Origin of the sequence: Gordonia amarae NBRC 15530 (assembly GCF_000241345.1) — a bacterium.
Classification (GTDB): domain Bacteria; phylum Actinomycetota; class Actinomycetes; order Mycobacteriales; family Mycobacteriaceae; genus Gordonia; species Gordonia amarae.
In genome coordinates, this window is sequence record NZ_BAED01000020.1 from 165,016 (window position 1) to 184,295 (window position 19,280).

General features: G+C 67.2%; 18 protein-coding genes and 1 pseudogene. 5 read left to right on the top strand and 14 right to left on the bottom strand.

Features of this window, described 5'->3' with window-relative positions; translation table 11 throughout:
• Positions 1-3 precede the first annotated feature (3 nt).
• On the bottom strand, positions 4-387 hold the full coding sequence (locus tag GOAMR_RS05765) for a GntR family transcriptional regulator (protein ID WP_005184008.1): 384 nt from the start codon (positions 385-387) through the stop codon (positions 4-6).
• A 131-nt stretch (positions 388-518) separates the two neighbouring features.
• On the opposite strand from GOAMR_RS05765, the gene GOAMR_RS05770 reads away from it, so the two are divergent.
• Positions 519-1,091 carry an HD domain-containing protein gene (locus GOAMR_RS05770; protein WP_005184009.1) on the top strand — a complete coding sequence of 191 codons (573 nt, stop codon included), beginning with the start codon at positions 519-521 and terminating at the stop codon, positions 1,089-1,091.
• Positions 1,092-1,095: 4 nt separating this feature from the next.
• Here the strand turns inward: GOAMR_RS05770 and GOAMR_RS05775 are convergent, their stop codons facing one another.
• The 9 genes from GOAMR_RS05775 to GOAMR_RS05815 all read right to left on the bottom strand — a co-directional run bounded on the left by GOAMR_RS05775 (position 1,096) and on the right by GOAMR_RS05815 (position 11,726).
• Positions 1,096-1,296, bottom strand: a complete 201-nt coding sequence (locus GOAMR_RS05775; RefSeq protein ID WP_040514479.1) for a hypothetical protein — start codon at positions 1,294-1,296, stop codon at positions 1,096-1,098.
• Between the two features lie 21 nt (positions 1,297-1,317).
• On the bottom strand, positions 1,318-2,784 hold the full coding sequence (locus GOAMR_RS05780; RefSeq protein ID WP_005184013.1) for a flavin-containing monooxygenase: 1,467 nt from the start codon (positions 2,782-2,784) through the stop codon (positions 1,318-1,320).
• Positions 2,741-3,817, bottom strand: coding sequence for a LacI family DNA-binding transcriptional regulator (locus GOAMR_RS05785; RefSeq protein ID WP_083836864.1), 1,077 nt, complete (start codon positions 3,815-3,817; stop codon positions 2,741-2,743). Before GOAMR_RS05785 ends, GOAMR_RS05780 begins: the two co-directional genes overlap by 44 nt.
• Positions 3,818-3,859: 42 nt before the next feature.
• Positions 3,860-5,113: an alpha-hydroxy acid oxidase gene (locus GOAMR_RS05790; RefSeq protein WP_005184016.1), complete on the bottom strand. Its 1,254-nt coding sequence runs from the start codon at positions 5,111-5,113 to the stop codon at positions 3,860-3,862.
• On the bottom strand, positions 5,113-6,597 hold the full coding sequence (locus GOAMR_RS05795) for a rhamnulokinase (protein WP_005184018.1): 1,485 nt from the start codon (positions 6,595-6,597) through the stop codon (positions 5,113-5,115). The genes GOAMR_RS05790 and GOAMR_RS05795 overlap by 1 nt, the downstream gene beginning before the upstream one ends.
• On the bottom strand, positions 6,594-8,633 hold the full coding sequence (locus GOAMR_RS05800; protein ID WP_005184020.1) for a bifunctional rhamnulose-1-phosphate aldolase/short-chain dehydrogenase: 2,040 nt from the start codon (positions 8,631-8,633) through the stop codon (positions 6,594-6,596). The genes GOAMR_RS05795 and GOAMR_RS05800 overlap by 4 nt, the downstream gene beginning before the upstream one ends.
• Before the next feature lie 49 nt (positions 8,634-8,682).
• The gene (gene rhaI / locus GOAMR_RS05805) at positions 8,683-9,843 is read right to left on the bottom strand and encodes an L-rhamnose isomerase (RefSeq protein WP_005184023.1); all 1,161 of its coding nucleotides are present in this window, start codon (positions 9,841-9,843) and stop codon (positions 8,683-8,685) included.
• A gap of 80 nt (positions 9,844-9,923) precedes the next feature.
• The gene (locus GOAMR_RS05810; RefSeq protein WP_005184033.1) at positions 9,924-11,294 is read right to left on the bottom strand and encodes an MFS transporter; all 1,371 of its coding nucleotides are present in this window, start codon (positions 11,292-11,294) and stop codon (positions 9,924-9,926) included.
• A 57-nt stretch (positions 11,295-11,351) separates the two neighbouring features.
• Positions 11,352-11,726, bottom strand: coding sequence for an L-rhamnose mutarotase (locus GOAMR_RS05815; protein ID WP_005184034.1), 375 nt, complete (start codon positions 11,724-11,726; stop codon positions 11,352-11,354).
• A 162-nt stretch (positions 11,727-11,888) separates the two neighbouring features.
• On the opposite strand from GOAMR_RS05815, the gene GOAMR_RS05820 reads away from it, so the two are divergent.
• Complete coding sequence (locus GOAMR_RS05820; protein ID WP_005184036.1) at positions 11,889-13,274, top strand: SWIM zinc finger family protein; 1,386 nt, start codon at positions 11,889-11,891, stop codon at positions 13,272-13,274.
• A gap of 73 nt (positions 13,275-13,347) precedes the next feature.
• Here GOAMR_RS05820 and GOAMR_RS05825 read toward each other — a convergent pair whose 3' ends face one another.
• The 4 genes and pseudogenes from GOAMR_RS05825 to GOAMR_RS05840 form a co-directional block, all read right to left on the bottom strand.
• The gene (locus GOAMR_RS05825; protein ID WP_506256267.1) at positions 13,348-14,535 is read right to left on the bottom strand and encodes a DUF7824 domain-containing protein; all 1,188 of its coding nucleotides are present in this window, start codon (positions 14,533-14,535) and stop codon (positions 13,348-13,350) included.
• Positions 14,435-14,938, bottom strand: a pseudogene (locus GOAMR_RS05830) (DUF6493 family protein); the annotation flags it as partial. The pseudogene GOAMR_RS05830 and the gene GOAMR_RS05825, both read right to left, overlap by 101 nt.
• 57 nt (positions 14,939-14,995) lie before the next feature.
• Positions 14,996-16,411 (bottom strand): wax ester/triacylglycerol synthase family O-acyltransferase, encoded by a 1,416-nt coding sequence (locus tag GOAMR_RS05835; protein ID WP_244427278.1) that lies wholly within the window; start codon positions 16,409-16,411, stop codon positions 14,996-14,998.
• 191 nt (positions 16,412-16,602) lie between these two features.
• Entirely contained in the window at positions 16,603-17,922 is a 1,320-nt protein-coding gene (locus tag GOAMR_RS05840) for a flavin monoamine oxidase family protein (protein ID WP_040514481.1), read from the bottom strand.
• A 90-nt stretch (positions 17,923-18,012) separates the two neighbouring features.
• Between GOAMR_RS05840 and GOAMR_RS05845 the strand changes: the two genes are divergently transcribed.
• From GOAMR_RS05845 to GOAMR_RS05855, 3 genes are read left to right on the top strand one after another with little or no spacing between them, the layout of a single operon-like run.
• Positions 18,013-18,363: an ArsR/SmtB family transcription factor gene (locus GOAMR_RS05845; RefSeq protein ID WP_050942599.1), complete on the top strand. Its 351-nt coding sequence runs from the start codon at positions 18,013-18,015 to the stop codon at positions 18,361-18,363.
• Between the two features lie 11 nt (positions 18,364-18,374).
• Positions 18,375-18,932: an SRPBCC family protein gene (locus GOAMR_RS05850; protein WP_005184063.1), complete on the top strand. Its 558-nt coding sequence runs from the start codon at positions 18,375-18,377 to the stop codon at positions 18,930-18,932.
• A 50-nt stretch (positions 18,933-18,982) separates the two neighbouring features.
• Positions 18,983-19,261: a YciI family protein gene (locus GOAMR_RS05855; protein WP_005184066.1), complete on the top strand. Its 279-nt coding sequence runs from the start codon at positions 18,983-18,985 to the stop codon at positions 19,259-19,261.
• The last annotated feature ends 19 nt before the right edge of the window (positions 19,262-19,280 follow it).

Sequence of the window (19,280 nt, forward strand, 5' to 3'; positions counted from 1 at the left end):
CGCTCAACTCCTTGCGGTCGATGCTGCGGCGGTGGCGGTCTGTTGACCGATCAGGGCGATGACGTCGTCGGGACTCAGGCCCAGGCGGCGGGCTTCGATGAGCAACGGTTTGAGGTAGCGATCGGCGAACACGTCTTGCCTTTCCCTGCGCAGAAGTTCTCTGGCGCCGACGGCGACGAACATGCCGATCCCGCGCCTTTTGGTCAGTACGCCCTTGTCCACCAGCAGATTGATGCCTTTGGCGGCGGTGGCCGGATTGATCCGGTAGAAGGCGGCCAGCTCATTCGTCGACGGCGCTTTCGTGTCCTCCTCGAGGGTGCCGTCGATGATCGAATCGGCGACGTGATCGGCGATCTGCTGGAAGATCGCCCGCCCATCGTCGATCATCGTCCCACTCCGTTCGTTGGTTAGTTACTTGACTAATTAACCATGGCACCGGTTCGGGCGGCTGTCAACACCGAACTGACCTGTCCGCAGCCGAAAGACAACGAGGTTGACGCTGCCGCTAGCATCCGGACATGGATGTCGAGATTTCCCACGCCATCAGGACCGAGCTGACAGCACGGTGGAACGAGCCGCACCGGCATCACCACAATCAGCGGCATCTCGACGAGGTCCTCGCCGCGCTCGGGGTGCTGCGCGAGGCGGGCGTCGCCTTCGATGAGCGGCCGGTGGTCCTGGCCGCATGGTTCCACGACGCCGTCTACGAGCCGTTCAGCGCGACCAACGAGGAGGACTCCGCGGACCTGGCCCGCGAGCTGCTCGCAGGCGACCCGGACCGCGACGAGGTGGCCCGTCTCGTGGAACTGACCAAGACCCACGAACCGGCCGCCGACGACCGCAACGGGGTCGCGCTGTCGGATGCCGACTTCGCGGTGCTGGGGGCCGATGCCGTCCGGTACGACGAGTACGCCGCGAACATCCAGGCCGAGTTCAGTCAGGTTCCGGCGGAGATCTTCCGGACCAAGCGCGCCGAACTGCTCACCGAGTTCCTGAGTCGCCCAAGAATTTTCGTATCTGCACCGGCCAACCAAAGGTGGGAGTCGGTGGCCCGGGCCAACATCGAACGCGAGATCGGGGAACTGCGGTAGGCGCTCAGGCCTCGCTGTCGGTGCGGTCTCCGACGTAACGCAGGAGGTCCGGGTCGGCCGAGATCAGCCGGTCCACCTCCTCGCCGCCGTCGCACCGGTACAGCCCGATGATCAGGGTGTCCCGGCGACGTCCGTGCACCCGCCAGGTGCCACCGACGTCGGTCCAGCGCCGCAGCGTCTCCACGGGATCATCCGAATCGACCACACGGTCATCGTAGGCAGTGTCTCAGGCGAAGACCATCTTCTCGGTGACGTCGTAGCGGCGGGCGTCGACGGCGTCGATGATCGCGTTGTGCCGGACCTGCCAGGGCGCGGTGTCGGCGGCCTTCGGCAGCCGCGACCCGGCCCGCTGTACGTAGCTCGAATCGAGTTCGAGCAGCGGATGCGTCGGCGGCTTCGCGCCGTCGAGGGTCGGGTAGGCGCGGGTGTAGCCGTGCGCTCGCATATGCCCGATCAACTCGGCGACGGCCTTGCTGGTGAGGTCGACGCGCAGCGTCCATGAGGCGTTGGTGTAGCCCACCGACCACGCGAAGTTCGGGACGTCGTTGAGCATGTAGCCGCGATAGGCGTACCTCTCACCCGGCTGCACGGCCTCGCCGTCGACACTCAGGTCGACGCCGCCGAACGCGATCAGGTCCAGGCCGGTCGCGGTGACGATGATGTCGGCGTCGAGCTGCTTGCCGGAGGTGAGCCGGATACCGGTCGGGGTGAAGGTCTCGATGGTGTCGGTGACCACCTCGGCCGACCCGTCGGCGATCGCCTTGTAGAAGTCGGCGTCCGGGATGATGCACAGACGCTGGTCCCACGGCTGGTAGGCGGGCTTGAAGTGGGTGTCCACCGGATAGCCCTCGGGCAGGTGACGCCGGGCGATCGCGCGGAACAGCCGCCGCGCCGCCTTCGGGAAACCACGGCAGAACAGGAAGATGCCCAGCGTGATCAGCATGTTCCGGTAGCGGGTGATGTCGTGCGACCACTGCCGTGGCAACACCTTCTGCAGCCCGGTGGTGATGGGGTCGGTCCACGGGTACGGGAACAGATAGGTGGGTGAACGCTGCAGCATGGTCACGTGCCCGGCGGTCGGGGCCATCGACGGGATGAGTGTGACCGCGGTGGCACCGCTGCCGATCACCACCACCCTCTTGCCGGCGTAGTCGAGGTCGGCCGGCCAGAACTGCGGGTGCACCACGGTGCCGGTGAAGTCGGCCCTGCCGGGAAACTCGGGCAGGTAGCCGGCGTCGTACCGGAAGTAGCCGGTGCAGCTGTACAGGAACCGGGCCTGATAGGTGGCCGGTTCGCCGTCGATGCGCACGTCGACGGTCCACAAGTCGGTGCCGGTGTCGAAGTTCGCGGCCACCACCTCGGTGCGGAACCGGATGTGCGGCGCGATCCCGAAGTCGCGGGCCGAGTCCTCCAGGTACTGCCGGATCTCGTGGCCCTGCGCGATCAGCCGGTTCCCCCGCCACGGATTCCACGGGAAGCTGAGCGTGAAGATGTCCGAGTCGCTGCGGATGCCCGGGTAGGTGAACAGGTCCCAGGTGCCGCCGATCCGTTCGCGGTTCTCCAGGATCACATAGCTCAGGCCGGGGTTCTTCTCACGCAGCCGGTACGCCGCGTCGATACCCGACAGCCCGGCGCCGACGATCAGGACGTCAAAGGTTTCGGCCTTGGGGAATTCCACGTTGGGGGTCTCCATGGTGGGACATTGTGTCCCAGATGTCACCCAGCGTTGATGCCCGGGCCACGAGTTCGGGCTGGAACACCGGATTCGACGGAACATGCTTGGCCGGTGCGGTATTGGCGGCTATCAGCAGATCGATTGCGGTGGAACCGATCCGGGCGGTGGGCTGCCGGATCGACGACAGCGGTACGACGGCCGAGTCGGTGAAGGCGATGTCGTCGTATCCGATGAGGGCGATCTCCTCGGGAACCCGCACCGACGCGCCGCCCGTGGTGAACGCCTGCAGGACGCCGAGGGCCAACAGGTCGTTGGCGCAGAACACCGCATCGGGCCGGTCGGCGCGATCGCGTCGCAACAATGCGGCTCCGGCCTCCCGTCCGGCAAGCACGCTCGGCGCGGCCGTGTCGATCACCTCGAGCGTCGCCCCCGGAACCTCGGCGACGGCACCCTCGGCCCCCCGGCGACGGTCGGCGACCTGCCGCAGCGTCGACGGGCCGCCGACGTACGCGATGCGCCGCCGCCCGATCTCGCACAGATGCGACACGGCAAGACGCCCGCCCGCGATGTCATCGACGGCGACGGAGTCGAACGGTGTGCCGGTACCGTCTCGGTCGACGAGGATCACCGGCGTGCCGCGGCGGCGCAGCGCGTGGAGGCGGCTCAGGTCGTCGCCGATGGGGGTGACCAGCAGCCCGAACACCCGCTGCTCATCGAACGTGTCGATATAGGCCTGCTCCCGCGACACATCGTCGTCGGAAGTACCCAGCAGTACCGTCAGGTCATGGTCGCCTGCCCGCTTCTCTGCGGCGCGGGCGATGTCGGTGAAGAACGGGTTGCCGACGTCGAGCACCACCAGACCCACGCAGCGGGACCGCCCGGCGCGCAGCTGCCGCGCGGCGTCGTTGCGCACGAACCCCAGCTTCTCGATGGCCGCGAGAACCCGCGCGACCGTCGCCGGCGCCACCTTGTCGGGGGAGTTGAGCACGTTGGACACGGTGCCCACCGACACCGACGCGGCGGCGGCGACGTCACGCATGCTCGCTCCCATGCCTTCATTGGACCAGACCAGCCCCAGGGGCGGCGTGACCGGTCAGCGTGCCCGGGGCACCAGCCGTTCGAGCTGGACGACGTGGCCGGGGGTGAGTTCGTCGAGCGAGGCCACGCCGAGCAGGCGCATGGTGCGCTCGATCTGCTCGGACAGGATCGCGATGGCCCGGTCGACACCCGCCTCGCCGCCGGCCATCAGGCCGTACAGGTACGCCCGTCCGATGAGGGTGAACCGTGCGCCGAGCGCGACGGCGGCGACGATGTCGGCGCCGGAGGTGATGCCGGTGTCGAGGATGATCTCGGAGTGCTCACCCACCTCGCGTGCCACGTCGGGCAGCAGGTGGAACGGGATCGGTGCCCGGTCGAGCTGGCGGCCGCCGTGGTTGGACAGCACGATCCCGTCGACGCCCAGCTCGGTGACGGCTACCGCGTCGTCGACGGTCTGGATGCCCTTGACGACGACCTTGCCGGGCCACTGGCTCTTGATCCAGGCCAGGTCGTCGAAGGTGACGGTCGGGTCGAACATGGTGTCCAGCAGTTCGGCGACCGTCCCCGACCAGCGGTCCAGTGACGCGAACGCGAGCGGTTCGGTGGTGAGGAAGTCGATCCACCAGTGCGGCCGGGGCAGCGCGTTGAGCACGGTCTTGGCGGTCAGGGCGGGCGGGATCGACATGCCGTTGCGTTTGTCGCGCAGGCGGGCCCCGGCGACGGGCACGTCGACGGTCACCAGCAGCGTGTCGTATCCGGCCTTGGCCGCCCGGTCGACCAGCGCCATCGACCGTTCCCGGTCTTTCCACATGTACAGCTGAAACCAGTTGCGTCCATGTGGATTCGCGATCTTCACGTCTTCGATCGAGGCGGTGCCCATCGTCGACAGCGAGAACGGGATGCCGGCGCGGCCCGCGGCCCGGGATCCGGCGTATTCGCCTTCGGTGTGCATCATCCGGGTGAAACCGGTGGGCGCGATGCCGAACGGCAGCTCCGAACGCCCGCCGAGGATGGTGCACGAGGTGTCGACCTTCGCTACATCCCGCAGGATCGACGGCCGGAACTCGATGTCGGAGAATGCCTGTCGGGCCCGTGCCAGGGACAGTTCGGCCTCGGCGGACCCGTCGGTGTAGTCGAACGCGGCCTTCGGGGTGCGCCGTTTGGCGATGGTCCGCAGATCCTCGATGGTGAGCGCGGCGTCCAGACGCCGCTTCCTGGCGTCGAATTGGGGCTTCTTGAACCGCATGAGCGGTGCCAGGTCACGCGGCCGCGGTACCCGGCGGGCGGCGGGATTGCGCAGTGTGGTCATCAGCAGGCCTTTCCGGCACCCACCACCGTGCGACGGCGCGCACGGGTGCGGGGTGCATACAGTTGGGGCGGGAAATGTTTGGCGACAATAGTTCTCATCGCCTCAAGATCGCCGTCGAGGAGGTTGTGGGCACGCGCGGTGATCAGCACATTGCCCAGGGCGGTCGCCTCCACCGGTCCGGCGAGGACGGGCAGCCCGAGTCGGTCGGCGGTGAGCTGGCACAGCAGCCGGTTCTGGCAGCCGCCACCCACCAAGTGCACTGTCTCCACGGATTTTCCGGTCAGCTCAGCGGCCTGCCGCACGCTGCCGGCGAAGGCCGCGGCGAGGCTTTCGACGATCGCGCGGATCATCTCGGGCCGGGTCATCGGCGCGGGCAGGCCGCGTTCGAGATACCAGTCGCGGATGCGTCCGGGCATGTCACCGGGCGGCAGGAAACGCGGGTCGTCGGTGTCGAACACGTCGAAGGCGGGCTCCGCCTCGGCGGCCTGGGCGAGCAGTTCGCCGAGGTCGGCGCGGTAGCCGGCGCGCCGGTACTCGCGGATCGTCTCGCTGAGCAGCCACAGGCCCATCACGTTGTGCAGGTAGCGGATCCGGCCGTCGGCGCCGACCTCGTTGGTGAAGTTGGCCTTCCAGCCGGCGCGGGTCAGGTTCGGCGAATCGAGTTCGACGCCGACGAGTCCCCAGGTGCCGCAGGAGATGTAGGCGGCGGTGTCGGCGTCCATGGGGATGGCCGCGACGGCGGAGGCGGTGTCGTGGGAGGCAACGGCGGTGACCCGGGTTGATCCGGGCAGCCCCATCCTGTCTGACAGCTCGGGCAGCACCCGGCCGCGGTCGGTGCCGGGCTCGGCAAGGTCGCCGAACAGGTTGTGCGGCAGGCCCAGTCGCCTCATGAGTGCGATATCCCACTCGCCGTTGACGCCGAGCAGCCCGGTGGTCGACGCGTTGGTGCGTTCGGTGCCGCGGTTCCCGGTCAGCCAGTAGCTGATCAGGTCGGGGATCAGCAGGGCGCTGTCGGCCTGGTCGAGCAGGCCGTCGGCCTTCTCCGCGGCCAGTTGGTAGAGGGTGGTGAACGGCAGGAACTGCAGGCCGTTGCGCAGGTACAGGTCAACCGGATCGAGGTCGGCGTGCACTGTCTCCACTCCCACCGCCGTCCGGGTGTCCCGGTAGTGGTGCGGCAGACCCAGCATCCGGCCGTCGCGCAGCAGCGCGTAGTCGACGGCCCACGAGTCGACGCCGATACCGACGAGATTGTCCGACCGGCGGGCGGCCTCGGCGAGTCCGGCGCAGGCCTGCCCGAACAGTCCCGGCAGATCCCAGTGCAACGCGCCGCGGCGGCCGTTCCAGAGGTGCACCGGATCGTTGGCGAAGCGCGCCACCTGCTCGAGTTCGAGACGGCCCCGGGAGATGTTGGCGATCATCACGCGGCCGCTGGTGGCGCCCAGGTCGATCGCCGCGACCTGGGCGGAGCGGGTCGCGGTACTCATCGCAGGAAGGCGGCGGCGACGCCGGCGTCGACCGGCACGTGCAGTCCGGTGGTGTGCGAGAAATCGGAGGTGCACAGCGCGAACGCCGCATTGGCGATGTTCTCCGGCAGCACCTCGCGCTTGAGCAGGGTGCGCTGGGCGTAGAACTCGCCCAGGTTCTCCTCGTCGACGCCGTACACCGCGGCCCGCCTGGCACCCCAGCCGCCGGCGAAGATGCCCGAACCACGCACCACCCCGTCGGGATTGATGCCATTGACCTTCACCCCGTGCTCGCCCAGTTCGGCGGCCAGCAGCCGCACCTGATGCGCCTGGTCGGCCTTGCTGGCCGAGTAGGCGATGTTGTTGGGGCCGGCGAACACCGAGTTCTTCGACGAGACGTAGATGATGTCACCGCCCATCTTCTGGTCGATGAGGGCGCGGGCTGCGGCCTTGCTCACCAGGAATGAGCCGCGCGCCATCACATTGTGCTGCAGATCCCAGTCGGCGGAGGTGGTGTCCAGCAACGACTTCGACAAGGACAGCCCGGCGTTGTTCACCACCAGGTCGATCCCGCCGAACGCCAGCACGGTCTCGTCGATCGCGTTCTGCACCGCGGCTTCGTCGGTGACGTCGGCGGCGATACCGATCGCCACATCGCTCGACCCGATCTCCTCGGCGGCTGCCCGCGCCTTCGCGGCGTCGAGGTCGGCGATGACCACGCACGCACCCTCTGCGGCCAGCCGCACCGCGGTCGCCTTGCCGATGCCCGACGCAGCACCGGTGACCAGTGCGATCCGGGTCGCCAGCGGCCGCGGCTTGGGCATGCGCGCCAGCTTGGCCTCCTCCAGAGCCCAGTATTCGATCCGGAACTTCTCCGACTCGTCGATGGGCGCGTATGTCGACACCGCCTCGGCCCCGCGCATCACGTTGATCGCGTTGAGATAGAACTCGCCCGCAACGCGCGCGGTCTGCTTGTCCTTGCCGTAGCTGAACATTCCGACGCCGGGGACCAAGACGATCGCCGGGTCGGCGCCGCGCATCGCGGGGCTGTCGGCGTCGGCGTACCGCTCGTAGTAGGTGCGGTAGTCGGTCCGGTATGCCTCGTGCAGTTCGGCGAGGCGGCTTTTGCACTCGTCGACGGTCGCGGTGGCGGGCAGGTCCAGCACCAGCGGCTTGACCTTGGTCCGCAGGAAGTGATCGGGGCAGCTTGTGCCCAGCTCCGCGAGTCGCGGGTGCTCCTGCGCTGCGACGAACTCCAGCACTGGATCGACGTCGGTGAAGTGTCCGACCTGCGGCCGATCGGTCGATGCGAGGCCGCGGATGAACGGGGCGAGCGCGGCGGCCTTGGCACGACGCTCACCCTCGGACAATGCCGCGTAGCCCTCGATCTCGGGCCCGAACGGCTGCGGTCGCCCGTTGGTGGCGATGTAGTCCTCGGCGCCGGCGATGATCTCCAGCGAGTGGGACTCGGCCTCCTCGGAGGTATCCCCCCAGGCGGTGATGCCGTGCCCGCCGAGGATGCAGCCGATGGCCTGCGGGTTGGCCGCCTTGATCGCGGAGATGTCCAGACCGAGCTGAAAACCGGGGCGGCGCCACGGCACCCACACCACCCGATCGCCGAAGATCTTCTGCGTCAATGCCTCACCGTCGACCGATGTGGCGATGGCGATACCGGAGTCGGGGTGCAGATGGTCGACGTGCGTGGCGTCGACAAGCCCGTGCATGGCGGTGTCGATCGACGGCGCGGCACCGCCCTTGCCATGTAGGCAGTAATCGAATGCGGCAACCATCTCGTCTTCACGCTCGATGCCCGGGTACACGTCGGCCAGGGCCCGCAGCCGGTCCAGCCGCAGCACCGCCAGGCCGCTGTCGGTGAGAGTGCCGAGGTCGCCTCCGGAACCCTTGACCCACAACAGGTCTACGTCGTCGCCGGTGACGGGGTCGGTGTCGGTGCCCTTGGCGGAGGTGTTGCCGCCGGCGTAGTTGGTGTTCTTCGGGTCGGCGCCGAGCCGGTTGGATCGCGCGATGAGGGCGGCGACGGTCGGGTGGGTGGTCATGAGGAATCTCCTTGAGGAATCGAAAAGTCTGTGTGTCAGCGTTGAGGAGTCATGCGCCCCAGGAGGACTGGGTGCCGCCGACGCGCTGTTCGGCGATGCGGGCCGCGTGACCCGATGCGGCGTAGGCGGCCATCGGATCGGTGGGCAGTCCGCGCTCGGCGCGACGCCGGGCCAGCAGCGGACGCACATCGGTGTAGAAGGCGTCCATCAGAATTCCGTTGGCGCCGAGCACGTCTCCTGTCTCCTGCGCCGCGGCCAGGGAATCGGTGTCGACGAGCAGCGCCCGCGCTGTCATTTCCTCGACGTTGAGCACCGAACGGATCTGGCCGGGAATCTTTTCCTCCACGTTGTGGCACTGGTCGAGCATGAGCGCCACCGGTGAGCCGAGATCGATCCCGCCGCCGCGGATGACCTCGAACAGAATTCTGAACAGCTGGAACGGATCCGCCGCGCCCACGATGAGGTCGTCGTCGGCGTAGAAGCGGGAGTTGAAGTCGAACGAGCCGAGCCGGCCGAGCCGCAGCAGCTGCGCGACGATGAACTCGATGTTGGTGCCGGGGGCGTGGTGCCCGGTGTCCAGGCAGACCATCGCCCGCTCACCGAGCGCGGTGACGTGCACGTACGAGGTGCCCCAGTCCGGGACATCGGTGACATAGGTGGCGGGCTCGAAGAACTTGTACTCCAACACGAGCCGCTGCTCGTCGCCGATGTGCTGGTAGATGGTCGCCAGCGACTCGGCGAGACGGTCCTGCCGGCCGCGGATGTCACCCTGCCCGGGATAGTTGGTGCCGTCGGCGAGCCAGATCTTCAGGTCACGCGAACCGGTCGCGTTCATCACCTCGATGCACTCGATGTGATGATCGATTGCCTTCTGCCGCACCGTTTTGTCGGTGTGGGTGAGGCTGCCGAACTTGTAGTCGTCGTCCTGGAAGGTGTTCGAGTTGATGGTGCCGAGGCGAACGCCGAGATCCTGGGCGTAGGTGCGGAGTGCGCCGTAGTCATCGACCCTGTCCCACGGGATGTGCAGGGCGACGGTGGGGGCCAGCCCGGTCAGCTCATTGACCTTGGCGGCATCGGCGATCTTCTCGTGGACGGTACGGGGGGTGCCGGGGGTGCCGAACACCTTGAACCGGGTGCCGGAGTTGCCGAAGGCCCAGGAGGGGAGCTCGATCGCAAGGTTGTCGAGTAGGTCGAGATTCGGTGTGGTCATGGTGGTTGTTCCTTGGGTTCAGGTGCCACCCGCGGCGTCGGATTCCTCTACGTCGCCGCGGGTGGCGGATCAGGTGTCGATCACACGGTCAGCCGGGCACCGGTGGTGTCCGCCGACTGGGCCGGGATATCGACTGTGGAGGGGGCGTGCGGCACGGTGGCCGCGTCGGAGACCGGCACTCCGTATCGCTCGACCTCGATCTGCCGCAACGACTTTCCGCGGGTATTGGGGGCCCACACCGCGCCGATGATCAGATGGATGGTCAGCAGGGCCACGAGTAGCGTTGCCACGAAACCCAGGCCGGTGGCCGAGAGCAGCGTCGGGAAGAAGAAGCTGAGCAGGCCGGTGAAGGTGCGGACCACGAAGAACATGACGCCTTGGGCGCTGGCCCGGTACGGGGTGGCGAACAGTTCGCTGGCCCACAGTCCGTAGAACGCCTGCGCACCGATGCCGCTCGACAGGCCCCACAGGACGGCGAAGACAAGCAGGGTCGGCAGGCCGCCGCCGGTGAAGGTCACCAGCACGATCCAGGCGGCGATGCCCAGACCGGCGCCGATGACGAACAGCAGTCGCTGCGACATACGGTCGGCGTACCTCATGAAACCGAAGTAGGTGGCGACGACGGTCAGCGCCCACACGAGCACCTGCAGCAGGTCCTGCTGGACGGTGCTGTCGAGCCCGGCGGTCTCGTACACCCGGGGCATGAAGATGCCGGCCTGTCCGGCGACGGTGTTCCAGAACAGGTAGATGCCGCCGAGGAACAGCAGCGCGGTGATGTTGACCCGCTTGGAGAACAGGCCGCGCAGACCCTGCGCTCCCACAGTCGATTTCATCGATGCGGTCTCGTGTTGGCCCTCTTCCTTCCAGACCTTGGATTCCTGTAGACCCTGCCGGATCCACCAGACGACGGCCGCGACGACGAACAGGTGCAGGAAGATGAGCCTGGATCCGAGGAGACCGAGCGGTGCGAGTGCGGCCGCGAGTGCGAAGCCGATGAGTGGCCCGACGGACCAGGCGAGCTGGGCTGTGCCCACATGTTTGGCTCTCGCGTCGTTCGGTGCCTGCTCAGCGATATACGTCCACGATGCCGGAACACCGGCTCCCACCGCGAGTCCGGTGATCACGAACGCGATGAGCAACATGCCGAAGTTGACGGCGCACGCCGCCAGCAGCACACCGGCCATGTACACCAGCAGGTCGTAGGTGTAGATCGCCTTGCGGCCGAACCGGTCACAGAGCGGTCCGCCGATCGCGGCGCCGACCGCCGCGCCGAAGGCGTTGGAGCTGAGAGCGGCGAGCAAGCCGACGGCGAAGTCGGTGATGCCGAACTCGTCCTGCCAGTAGGTGAGGCTGGTGGCGATCGCGATGATCGACCCCGCCTCGATGTAGTTGGCCATGGCGACAGAGATGGTCGCTCGCCATCCCGTCGTCGACTTGGCTCCGATTTTCATGGTGGTTCCTTCGGGTGTGTGGTTCAGGTGGATGAAAGATGTTGTGGGGGAGTGTGATCAGTCGAGGTGGAAGTACTCGGTGAGCTGATCGCGGACGGTGTCGGGGTTGGCGCCGGAGTCGCCGGGTTCTGCGGGTGCGAAGTAGCCGGCCATCGTTGCCTGCCAGCGGTCGTTGACCGCGGTGGCCTCCATGCGTGCGGTGGCACGGGCGAAGTCGTCGGTTTCGAGGTAGCCGACCACCATGCCGTCGCGTTCCCGGAGGAACAGCGAGTAGTTGTGCCAGCCGGCCTCGCGGAGGGTGTCGAGCATCTCGGGCCACACCGTGGTGTGCGCGGCCAGGTAGTCCTCGACGCGCTCGGGCTTGAGCTGCAGCACGAAGCAGACGCGCTGCGCATCGCCGACGGTGGTCTGGGTGCTCGCCGTGTGTGTCATCTGCTTGCTCCGTTCCTGTGACGCTACTCGGGTTGCGTCGCTCCGGTGATCACAAATTGAAACGTTTCAATTTGTGATGGGAAGCACATTAGGTCAAGGTCGTATGCCGCGTCAAGAGGGGTGCGTTGTAGCGACTGAGGTACTGCAGACGACCCTGGCAGGATGGTCGGGGTGAGCACGGACATCGACTACGCGTACGGGGTGCTGTCGGTTCTGGACGAGGTGGACGGCGTCGCGCATCTTGGCCTGGCCACCAGCGGCGGCGCCACCCCGGACGGGCATGTCGCGCACCCGTACTTCCTGACAGCGTTCGTCGAGTATCCATGGGTTGTCGCCGATGCGCTGCTGATGGTTGCCCGGGTGGCGCGCACACGCTTCTACGTCCCACCGAACTCTCTGGCCGCGATGCTGCGAGCAGCCGACCCTGTTGTCACTGCGACCGCTGAGGGGGTCCGGTTCGAGTCGTTCAGCGCCTGTTGTGGGGTGTACGCGCGACTCGATGTGGACGCAGATGCGCTCGACGCCCGCCATCTCGCGCCGGGCGTCACCAACGTCGACGTGAATCCTCCACTGCGGCAGGCACTTGCCTCACTGCGTCCGGGGGAGCCGCTACGTCTGGACGTCGGCAGCGAATCGCTGACGGTCACCACGTTCGATGCATCGGTGGTCGAGGAGAAGGTGACGCTGCCGAAGCGGTGGCTCAAGGGTTTTGCCGAAACCCAGGTGCTCAGCGTCGGAATGATATTGCGGTACAGCCTCGACAAGATCGATGCGGTCCGCTTCGTGCAGGCATTGCCGAAGAACTCGCCGACGCGCTCGGTCATGTGGGCCGCACCGGCAGTGCGAGGCTTACGGCTGGGCACCCGGCCCACCGCCGGAGCCGTCTGCGTTGCCGGACCCGAACGGCTCCGCGCCCTCGAACCGCTGCTGCGGCATGCCACCGGTCTGAAAGCATATGGGCCAGAATCTGATCGGTCGTCGTCACCCATGGCGAGTGCCTGGGTGTTGGAGGTTCCCGGCGGTCGCATCACCGTGGCACTCTCACCGGAGAAGTCGCGCGGCTTCTCCGGAGAGGGCGCGGTGCTCCCACTCCTCGCAGGCGGAGACGTCGCCGAGGACGCCGACCTGATCTCGGCGTTCCTCGCCTTCGACCCGCGCATCGACCTCGTCCGGCTGGCCACCGCATCGGGTCTGCCGGCCAAACGGGTTGAGGGTGCGCTCGCGGTCCTGGCGTCGTCTGGGCAGGTCGGCTTCGACGTCACGACCGGCCACTACTTCCACCGTCCGCTGCCGGTGAATCCCGATGCGCTCGCGACACTCCACCCGCGGCTGGTCGACGCCCACAAACTCGTCGACGCCGGTGCCGTCACCCCGGCCGCCGACGGACGCGTCACCGTCTCCTCGGGTGGCGTCGACTACACGGTGCGACCATCCGGATCGATCACCGACGCCACCTGCACGTGCCCCTGGCATGCCAAACACCGCGGAACCCGTGGGCCATGCAAACACATCCTGTCCGCTCACATTGTGTCTCAGGGTGATTCATGAACCACGACGACAGCAGCGCAGCGTCGAACCTGTGATGCTTGTCGTGAACTCTGTGACCGTGTCGCCGGCAGGTCTAGTCGGCGAGTAGCTGTTTGGCGTGCCGCGCAGCCAGCGAGGAACCCTTGAAGCCGGTAAGCCATTCTCGCAGAACGGCGTCGTCGGCAACGCGGCCGAGGCGCAGCGATTCGTTGAGGAGGACTTCGAGTAGTTTGCCGATTCCTCGGGTGCTGCGATCGACTTGCGGCAGAAGGGCGCTCAGTACATCGACTACAGCCACTGATCCGGCGGTCGAGATCGATGCGGCGTCGGCCAGCGACGATGCCCATCGGGTGAGGATGCAGGCCGGGACGCACGCGGCCATCGAGGTGGCCGTGTCGGCGGCGGAGTAGCGTCGCGGGACGGCTTCGGTGAACAGTTCTGCTGCGGCGGAACGAACTTCGGCGCGTTTTGCCGACAGCGTGAGGGCGAGTAGCTGCGCGGTGGCGTCGAACCACCGTCCGGGATGACGGCGCAACGCGGTCACGTATCGCTCATCGGAGTAGCGGGCCTCGGACAGGTCGATCCCGTCGTTGGCCGCCCGCAGACCGTACGCCACCACATGCAGGGTCGACGGCGGATGCACGATTGCCAACTCGTCGATCAGCAGCGGATGGAGTTCGTCGCCGAATTGGGCTGAGTGGGAACGGATCAGGCCGGGATTGGAGATGAGTCGGCCCGTGAACCCGGAGGCTCCGCGAACCGCCGGCCACCACGCGGTGCTGGTGCCCTTGTTCTCGCCGGACCCCCACGACCACGTCTTGCTCCGCCATTCCACCGCGATCGAGTCGGTGATGGTGCTACCGGTGTCGCCCGACTCCAGGGCGGTCAGTATGCGCTTGCCGGATACCGACAGTTTTCCGCTGGTACGCAGATCGGCGGCCGCTTCCGCTCGGCCGTCCTCGCCCAGCCGCAGCAGTGCCTGGGTCAGATCGGCCGGGAGCGGTTCAACACCGAGCTCGACGACGGAGCGATACCGCCGAACCAATGCGGTCGGGGCAACCCAGCCCGCTTCGTCGGTGGGTGTGGCCAACAGCGGCCGCCGAGGCTCTGTCCCGGTGGCCATCCGGATGACCTCGTGGATGCGTTCGTCGAAGGCCCCCCATCGCCGCGACCTTCGTTCCGGTGAACGCGGGTGCACAGGAGGCGACGAACGCGTCGGCGTCGAGTAGCTTCGCCTTCTGGACCGCCGCCAGTTGCGAGACCGCCAGCGACACACTCGCACCCATGCGGCTGCCGAGGGTGGCGCACAGGACGTCCTGGTCGCGGGCGGCCTCGTGGGCATTCGATTGCAGTGCCTTGTATGTGCGCGAGTACCAGCCGGCCCGATAGCTCGAATAGTCCCGGTCGAGTGCTTCGAGGCAACTACGCAGCACCCGAGCGCGGTCGAGGGTGCCGTCGCCGCAAAGCTCGACGATGGCGGTGCGCCACGAATCCCGTTGGTAAGTATCGACGTTGGTCAGCGAAACCTCGCCACCCCGCCCGGCCGGATCGAGACCGTCGACGAACACACGGGGCGACGGGTCCTCGACGTCGCGCAGTGCCGTGTACAGGTCGTGAAGTGACGCACCGCCTGCCACGAGCGACGGCAACGCCGCCAGATACGACTGCAGGTTCGGGTAACTCATCACGGCAACCTTAACGGAGATCGCTTGAACCAGGCACGTGGTCCACGCCGCGTGGGGTCAGACGGCGTGCGCGAGCCGCACCAGTTCCTTGACCTCGGCGTCGAATGCGGAGACCAGCTTCTCCGGTTCGGCGACCTGGTCGGCGTCGGCCTTGAAGCCGACCCACACCTGGCCGTTGTAGGTGTAGATGCAGGCGGCGATGGTCTGGTCGCCGGCGGTGGGCGCCCAGGCCAGCATGCCGTCGATGCGGCTGCCACCGAGGTAGCGGGCCTCGCGCGGTCCGGGCACGTTGGTGGTGACGCCGGTGGCCTTGCTTGAGAAGAACCCGACCAGCACCTTTTCGAGTTCTTTCACGGTCAGCCCGATGACGCGGATACCGCTGAACACGATGAACGCCTCGGGTGAGTTCTTGATCGCGTCCATCCGGCGGTGGGTTTCCATCAGCCGCTCGATCGGTTCGCGCAGTCGGGTCGGATATTCGACGACGACCAGCGCGAACTCGTTGCCGAGTTCGGCGGGCGGGGCCTGCCCGGGGGTGCGGACGTTGACCGGCACCATCGTCGGCAGGTCACCGCGGTCGGCGCCGTGTTCTTCGAGGTAGCCGCCGAGCGCCCCGGCCATCGCGCACATCAGTACGTCGTTGACGGTGGTTCCGGTCTTACGGCCGAGCAGTTTGATGTCGGCGAGAGCGAACGGTTGGCACCACACCGCCCGCTTGGATCGTCCGGGCGTGCCGGTGAGCGGCCCCTGCGGCGCCCCCTCGGCGAGCAGGAGTTTGTCGGCGACGTCGCCGGTGCGGGCCACCTGCCGCAGCGCGCCGGTGAGCTGGTCGATGGCACGGATCGCGGCCGTCGGGCCGAACTTCGACGGCACCGACGCGACGGTCCGGGCCGCCGAGGTCAGGATCTCGAGCCCGTGGTCGGCGGCGTCCTGGACCTGGGCGACGAGCGAGGGCTGTGCGTCGACCGGGGTCTCGCCGGCGGCCGGTTCGGCCGGCAGATCGCCGTCGGGGGTGGCCTCGGTGAGCGAGAGCATCACCTCGTTGAGGGCGATGCCGTCGGCGATGCAGTGGTGGATGCGGCTGTAGATGACCGAACCCTTGTGATAGCCGTCGATCAGATGCGCCTGCCACAGCGGTCGCGTCTGTCGCAGCGGGATCTGCATCTGCTCCTCGATGTAGCGCTGCAGCGTCGAGTCCTCGCCGTCGGGGAGGGTGTGCCGGATCAGGTGTTTGCTCAGCAGGAAGTTGGGGTCGTGATTCCAGTGCGGTGAGCCGATCCCGGCGCGCGGGCGCTTGACCCGCTGCCGGAACGACGGATAGGCCTCGACGAGGCGCTTCTGGAACAGTTCGGAGACCCGGTCCCAGTCGGCGGGGCCGTCGAGCACCATCAGGGAGTCGATCACCATCAGATTCTCGGGCGTGTCCATGTTGAGCCAGATGGTGTCCACCGGGCCCATGGTTCGATCCGTCATTTCCCCACCTACTTCGAACTCGACTGGCGCTGGTCACTCTACCCCGGACCCAGCACCCGAATCCACGAATCCCCGGACCGGTGACCTTGGGCCCAATGCTGCTCCCGGTGATCAAAAACCGTTCCCGCTTATCGGATTTCGCGATACCCGATAGGCGGGAAGAGCTTTGCGACGCGGGAACCCGTGAGGTGTCAGCGGGACCACAGGGTGGTGATGTCGATGTCGCCGGCGATGTTCGCCGCGGCGCGGTGGCCCGACAGCAGGGCCGCGGTGACGGTGGCCGGGTCGTCGGTCCAGGTGGCCTCGCCCGCCAGCTGCAGCACGCCGCCGATCGGGGTGGCCAGGTCGTCGTGGTCGGCGGTGGTGGAGCCGGGCAGCATGTAGGCGTACGAACCACGGGAAAACGGATCGTCGTGCCAGTGCGTGACGACTATCGACTCGGGATCGATTGCATCGCTGTAGATCTCACGCAGCGATGCCATCACCGACGTGGCGACCTCGTCGTCGGACCAGGCTCGGATGGCCTGTGCGCACGGTCCGGCCGCGAAGGTCAGCAGCGTCGGCTCGCCGTGCAGCCGGGTCAGGTCGTAGAACGAATGCCACCACACGCCCGCCTCGCCCTGCCTGCGGATCGCGTACACGCCGTCGTCCCAGAACTTCCGCGGGAAGCGCAGGAAGATCTTCTCGAAGTTGTTCATCGCCAACCGATTCAGCGCGCCGGCGACGGGTTCGGGCAGCGGGGGAGTGAACGTGATGGTCCCGGATCGCAGCACCCCGACCGGAACGGTCACCACCGCCGTCGAAGCGCGAAACTCCTTGTCGCCCACCGTGATGGTCACTCTCGAGGTATCCGACGTGACACCCGTGACCACATGTTCGAGCCGGATGTCGAGACCGGCCGCCAGTCGTGCGGCCAGCACGTCGTATCCGTCGGGGAACACCACCTCGTCACCGATGGTCTCGTCGTCGTCGAGCCCGTGCGCGTCGAGATCATCGATCCATACCCCGTACTGTTCCTCGGTCCGGTGCCGCAGAAACTCCCGTACCCGCTCGACCCGCTCGACGGGCCGATCAAGGGACGCCAGCACGGTGTCGGCGGCCTGCCCGTAGCTGGTACCCGACACCGATGACGCGATGGCGTCTGTGAGCATCTCGTCGACACGAGCCAGGTCGTCGACGAACGCGGTCACCTCCGCGTCGGACAGCCGCCGCCCCTCCGGGTCGTAGTACGCGGTCGGCCGGCTGTACGGCTGATAGCTCCCGACGCTGAATTCGACGGTGCGCATACCGAATCCGCGCACGGCATCGTAGAGCGGCGCGTCGTCGATGCCGTGGACCCAGGACGCGCCCAGATCGGTGACCCGGCCGCCGGCACGTTCGGTGACCACCCGCCCGCCGATCCGGTCCCGCGCCTCCAAGACGACGACACGCCACCCCGCGCCGTGCAGCAGCCGCGCTGCCGTCAGCCCCGCGATCCCGGCGCCGACCACGATCACGTCGTACTCACTCATCGACACAGAATGCCCGATTCAGTCGGAGTCGGTATCGAGTATCGGCCACGGCGTCCGGTATGGCCAGCAAGAATACTATTGTGCATATATATGAAAGGGAGTATATATGGACGGGTGACGACGACGGATGTACTGGAAGCAATCATCGATCCCACCCGCCGGCGCATCCTCGACGCGATTCGGGACGGGGAGCGTTCAGTGGGCGAGTTGGTGGAGATCGTCGGCATGCACCAACCGGGTGTATCCAGACATCTGAAAGTGCTCCGCGATGCCGGGCTGGTCGAGGTTCGCAAGGATGCGAACCGCCGGCTGTATCGCCTTCGCCCGGAACCGCTCCGCGAACTCGACGTATGGCTGGAACCCTACCGGCTCGAATGGTCCAACCGTCTCGATTCGCTCGAACGTCACCTCGAACAATCCGCCGCACCGAAGGACAAGTGAGGACCCACATCATGAATACGCAACCGGCCCCAAGCCGATTCGGCACGATCGAACGCACGCCCGACGGCGGACTGATCCGATACGAGCGGCTCCTTCGTTTTCCGATCGGCGACGTCTGGTCGGCGATCACCGAGCCCGCACGCTTGGCCGAGTGGTGGCCACCGTTCGCCACCGAGGTGACAGTCGATCTACGTGTGGGAGGGTCGATCTCGTTTCCCTGGCCCGACGATGATGGCGACGATGACAACGACGGTATGCAGACGTTGTCATTCACCATCTTGCGGCTCGAGCCGCCGAGGCTGCTCGAACACTCCCACACAGGTCCCGGATCGTGGCTGCGGTACGAACTCGAGGAACTACCTGAGGGCGCCGGAACACGCCTGATGGCAACCTATTTCGTGCCTGATCCGGATCTGGCGGTCGAACGCGGTGATATCGTGGGCGCCCACTACGGCCTGGATCGTCTCGAAGCCGCCCTCGCCGGGCAGGCATCTCCGATCGATCGGGACGTGTTCGCGCGGCTGCAGTCGGCCTACGCCGAACGGGGTCTGGCGCGGGTGCCGGACTAGGCTCATAGATCGAGCGGGCCACCCAGGCTCGGGCAGACACAGGAGAAAGCATGACGATCTTCGCCGTCCACTACGACTACGCCCCCGACAAGGCCGCCGTCCGCGACGAGCACAGGCCGCTGCACCGCAAGTGGCTCGGCGAGGCACACGAGGCGGGCACGGTGCTGACGTGCGGCCCGTATCCGGACGGCACCGGCGCCCTCATCCTGATCCGCGCCGAGAGCCTCGACGCCGTCCAGGCGTTTCTGGCCGACGATCCCTTCCACACGCACGACGCGATCGCCGCCGTGCGCATCAACGAATGGACCCAGGTCTACGGGCCGTTCTGACAGGGTCCGGTCACGCCGT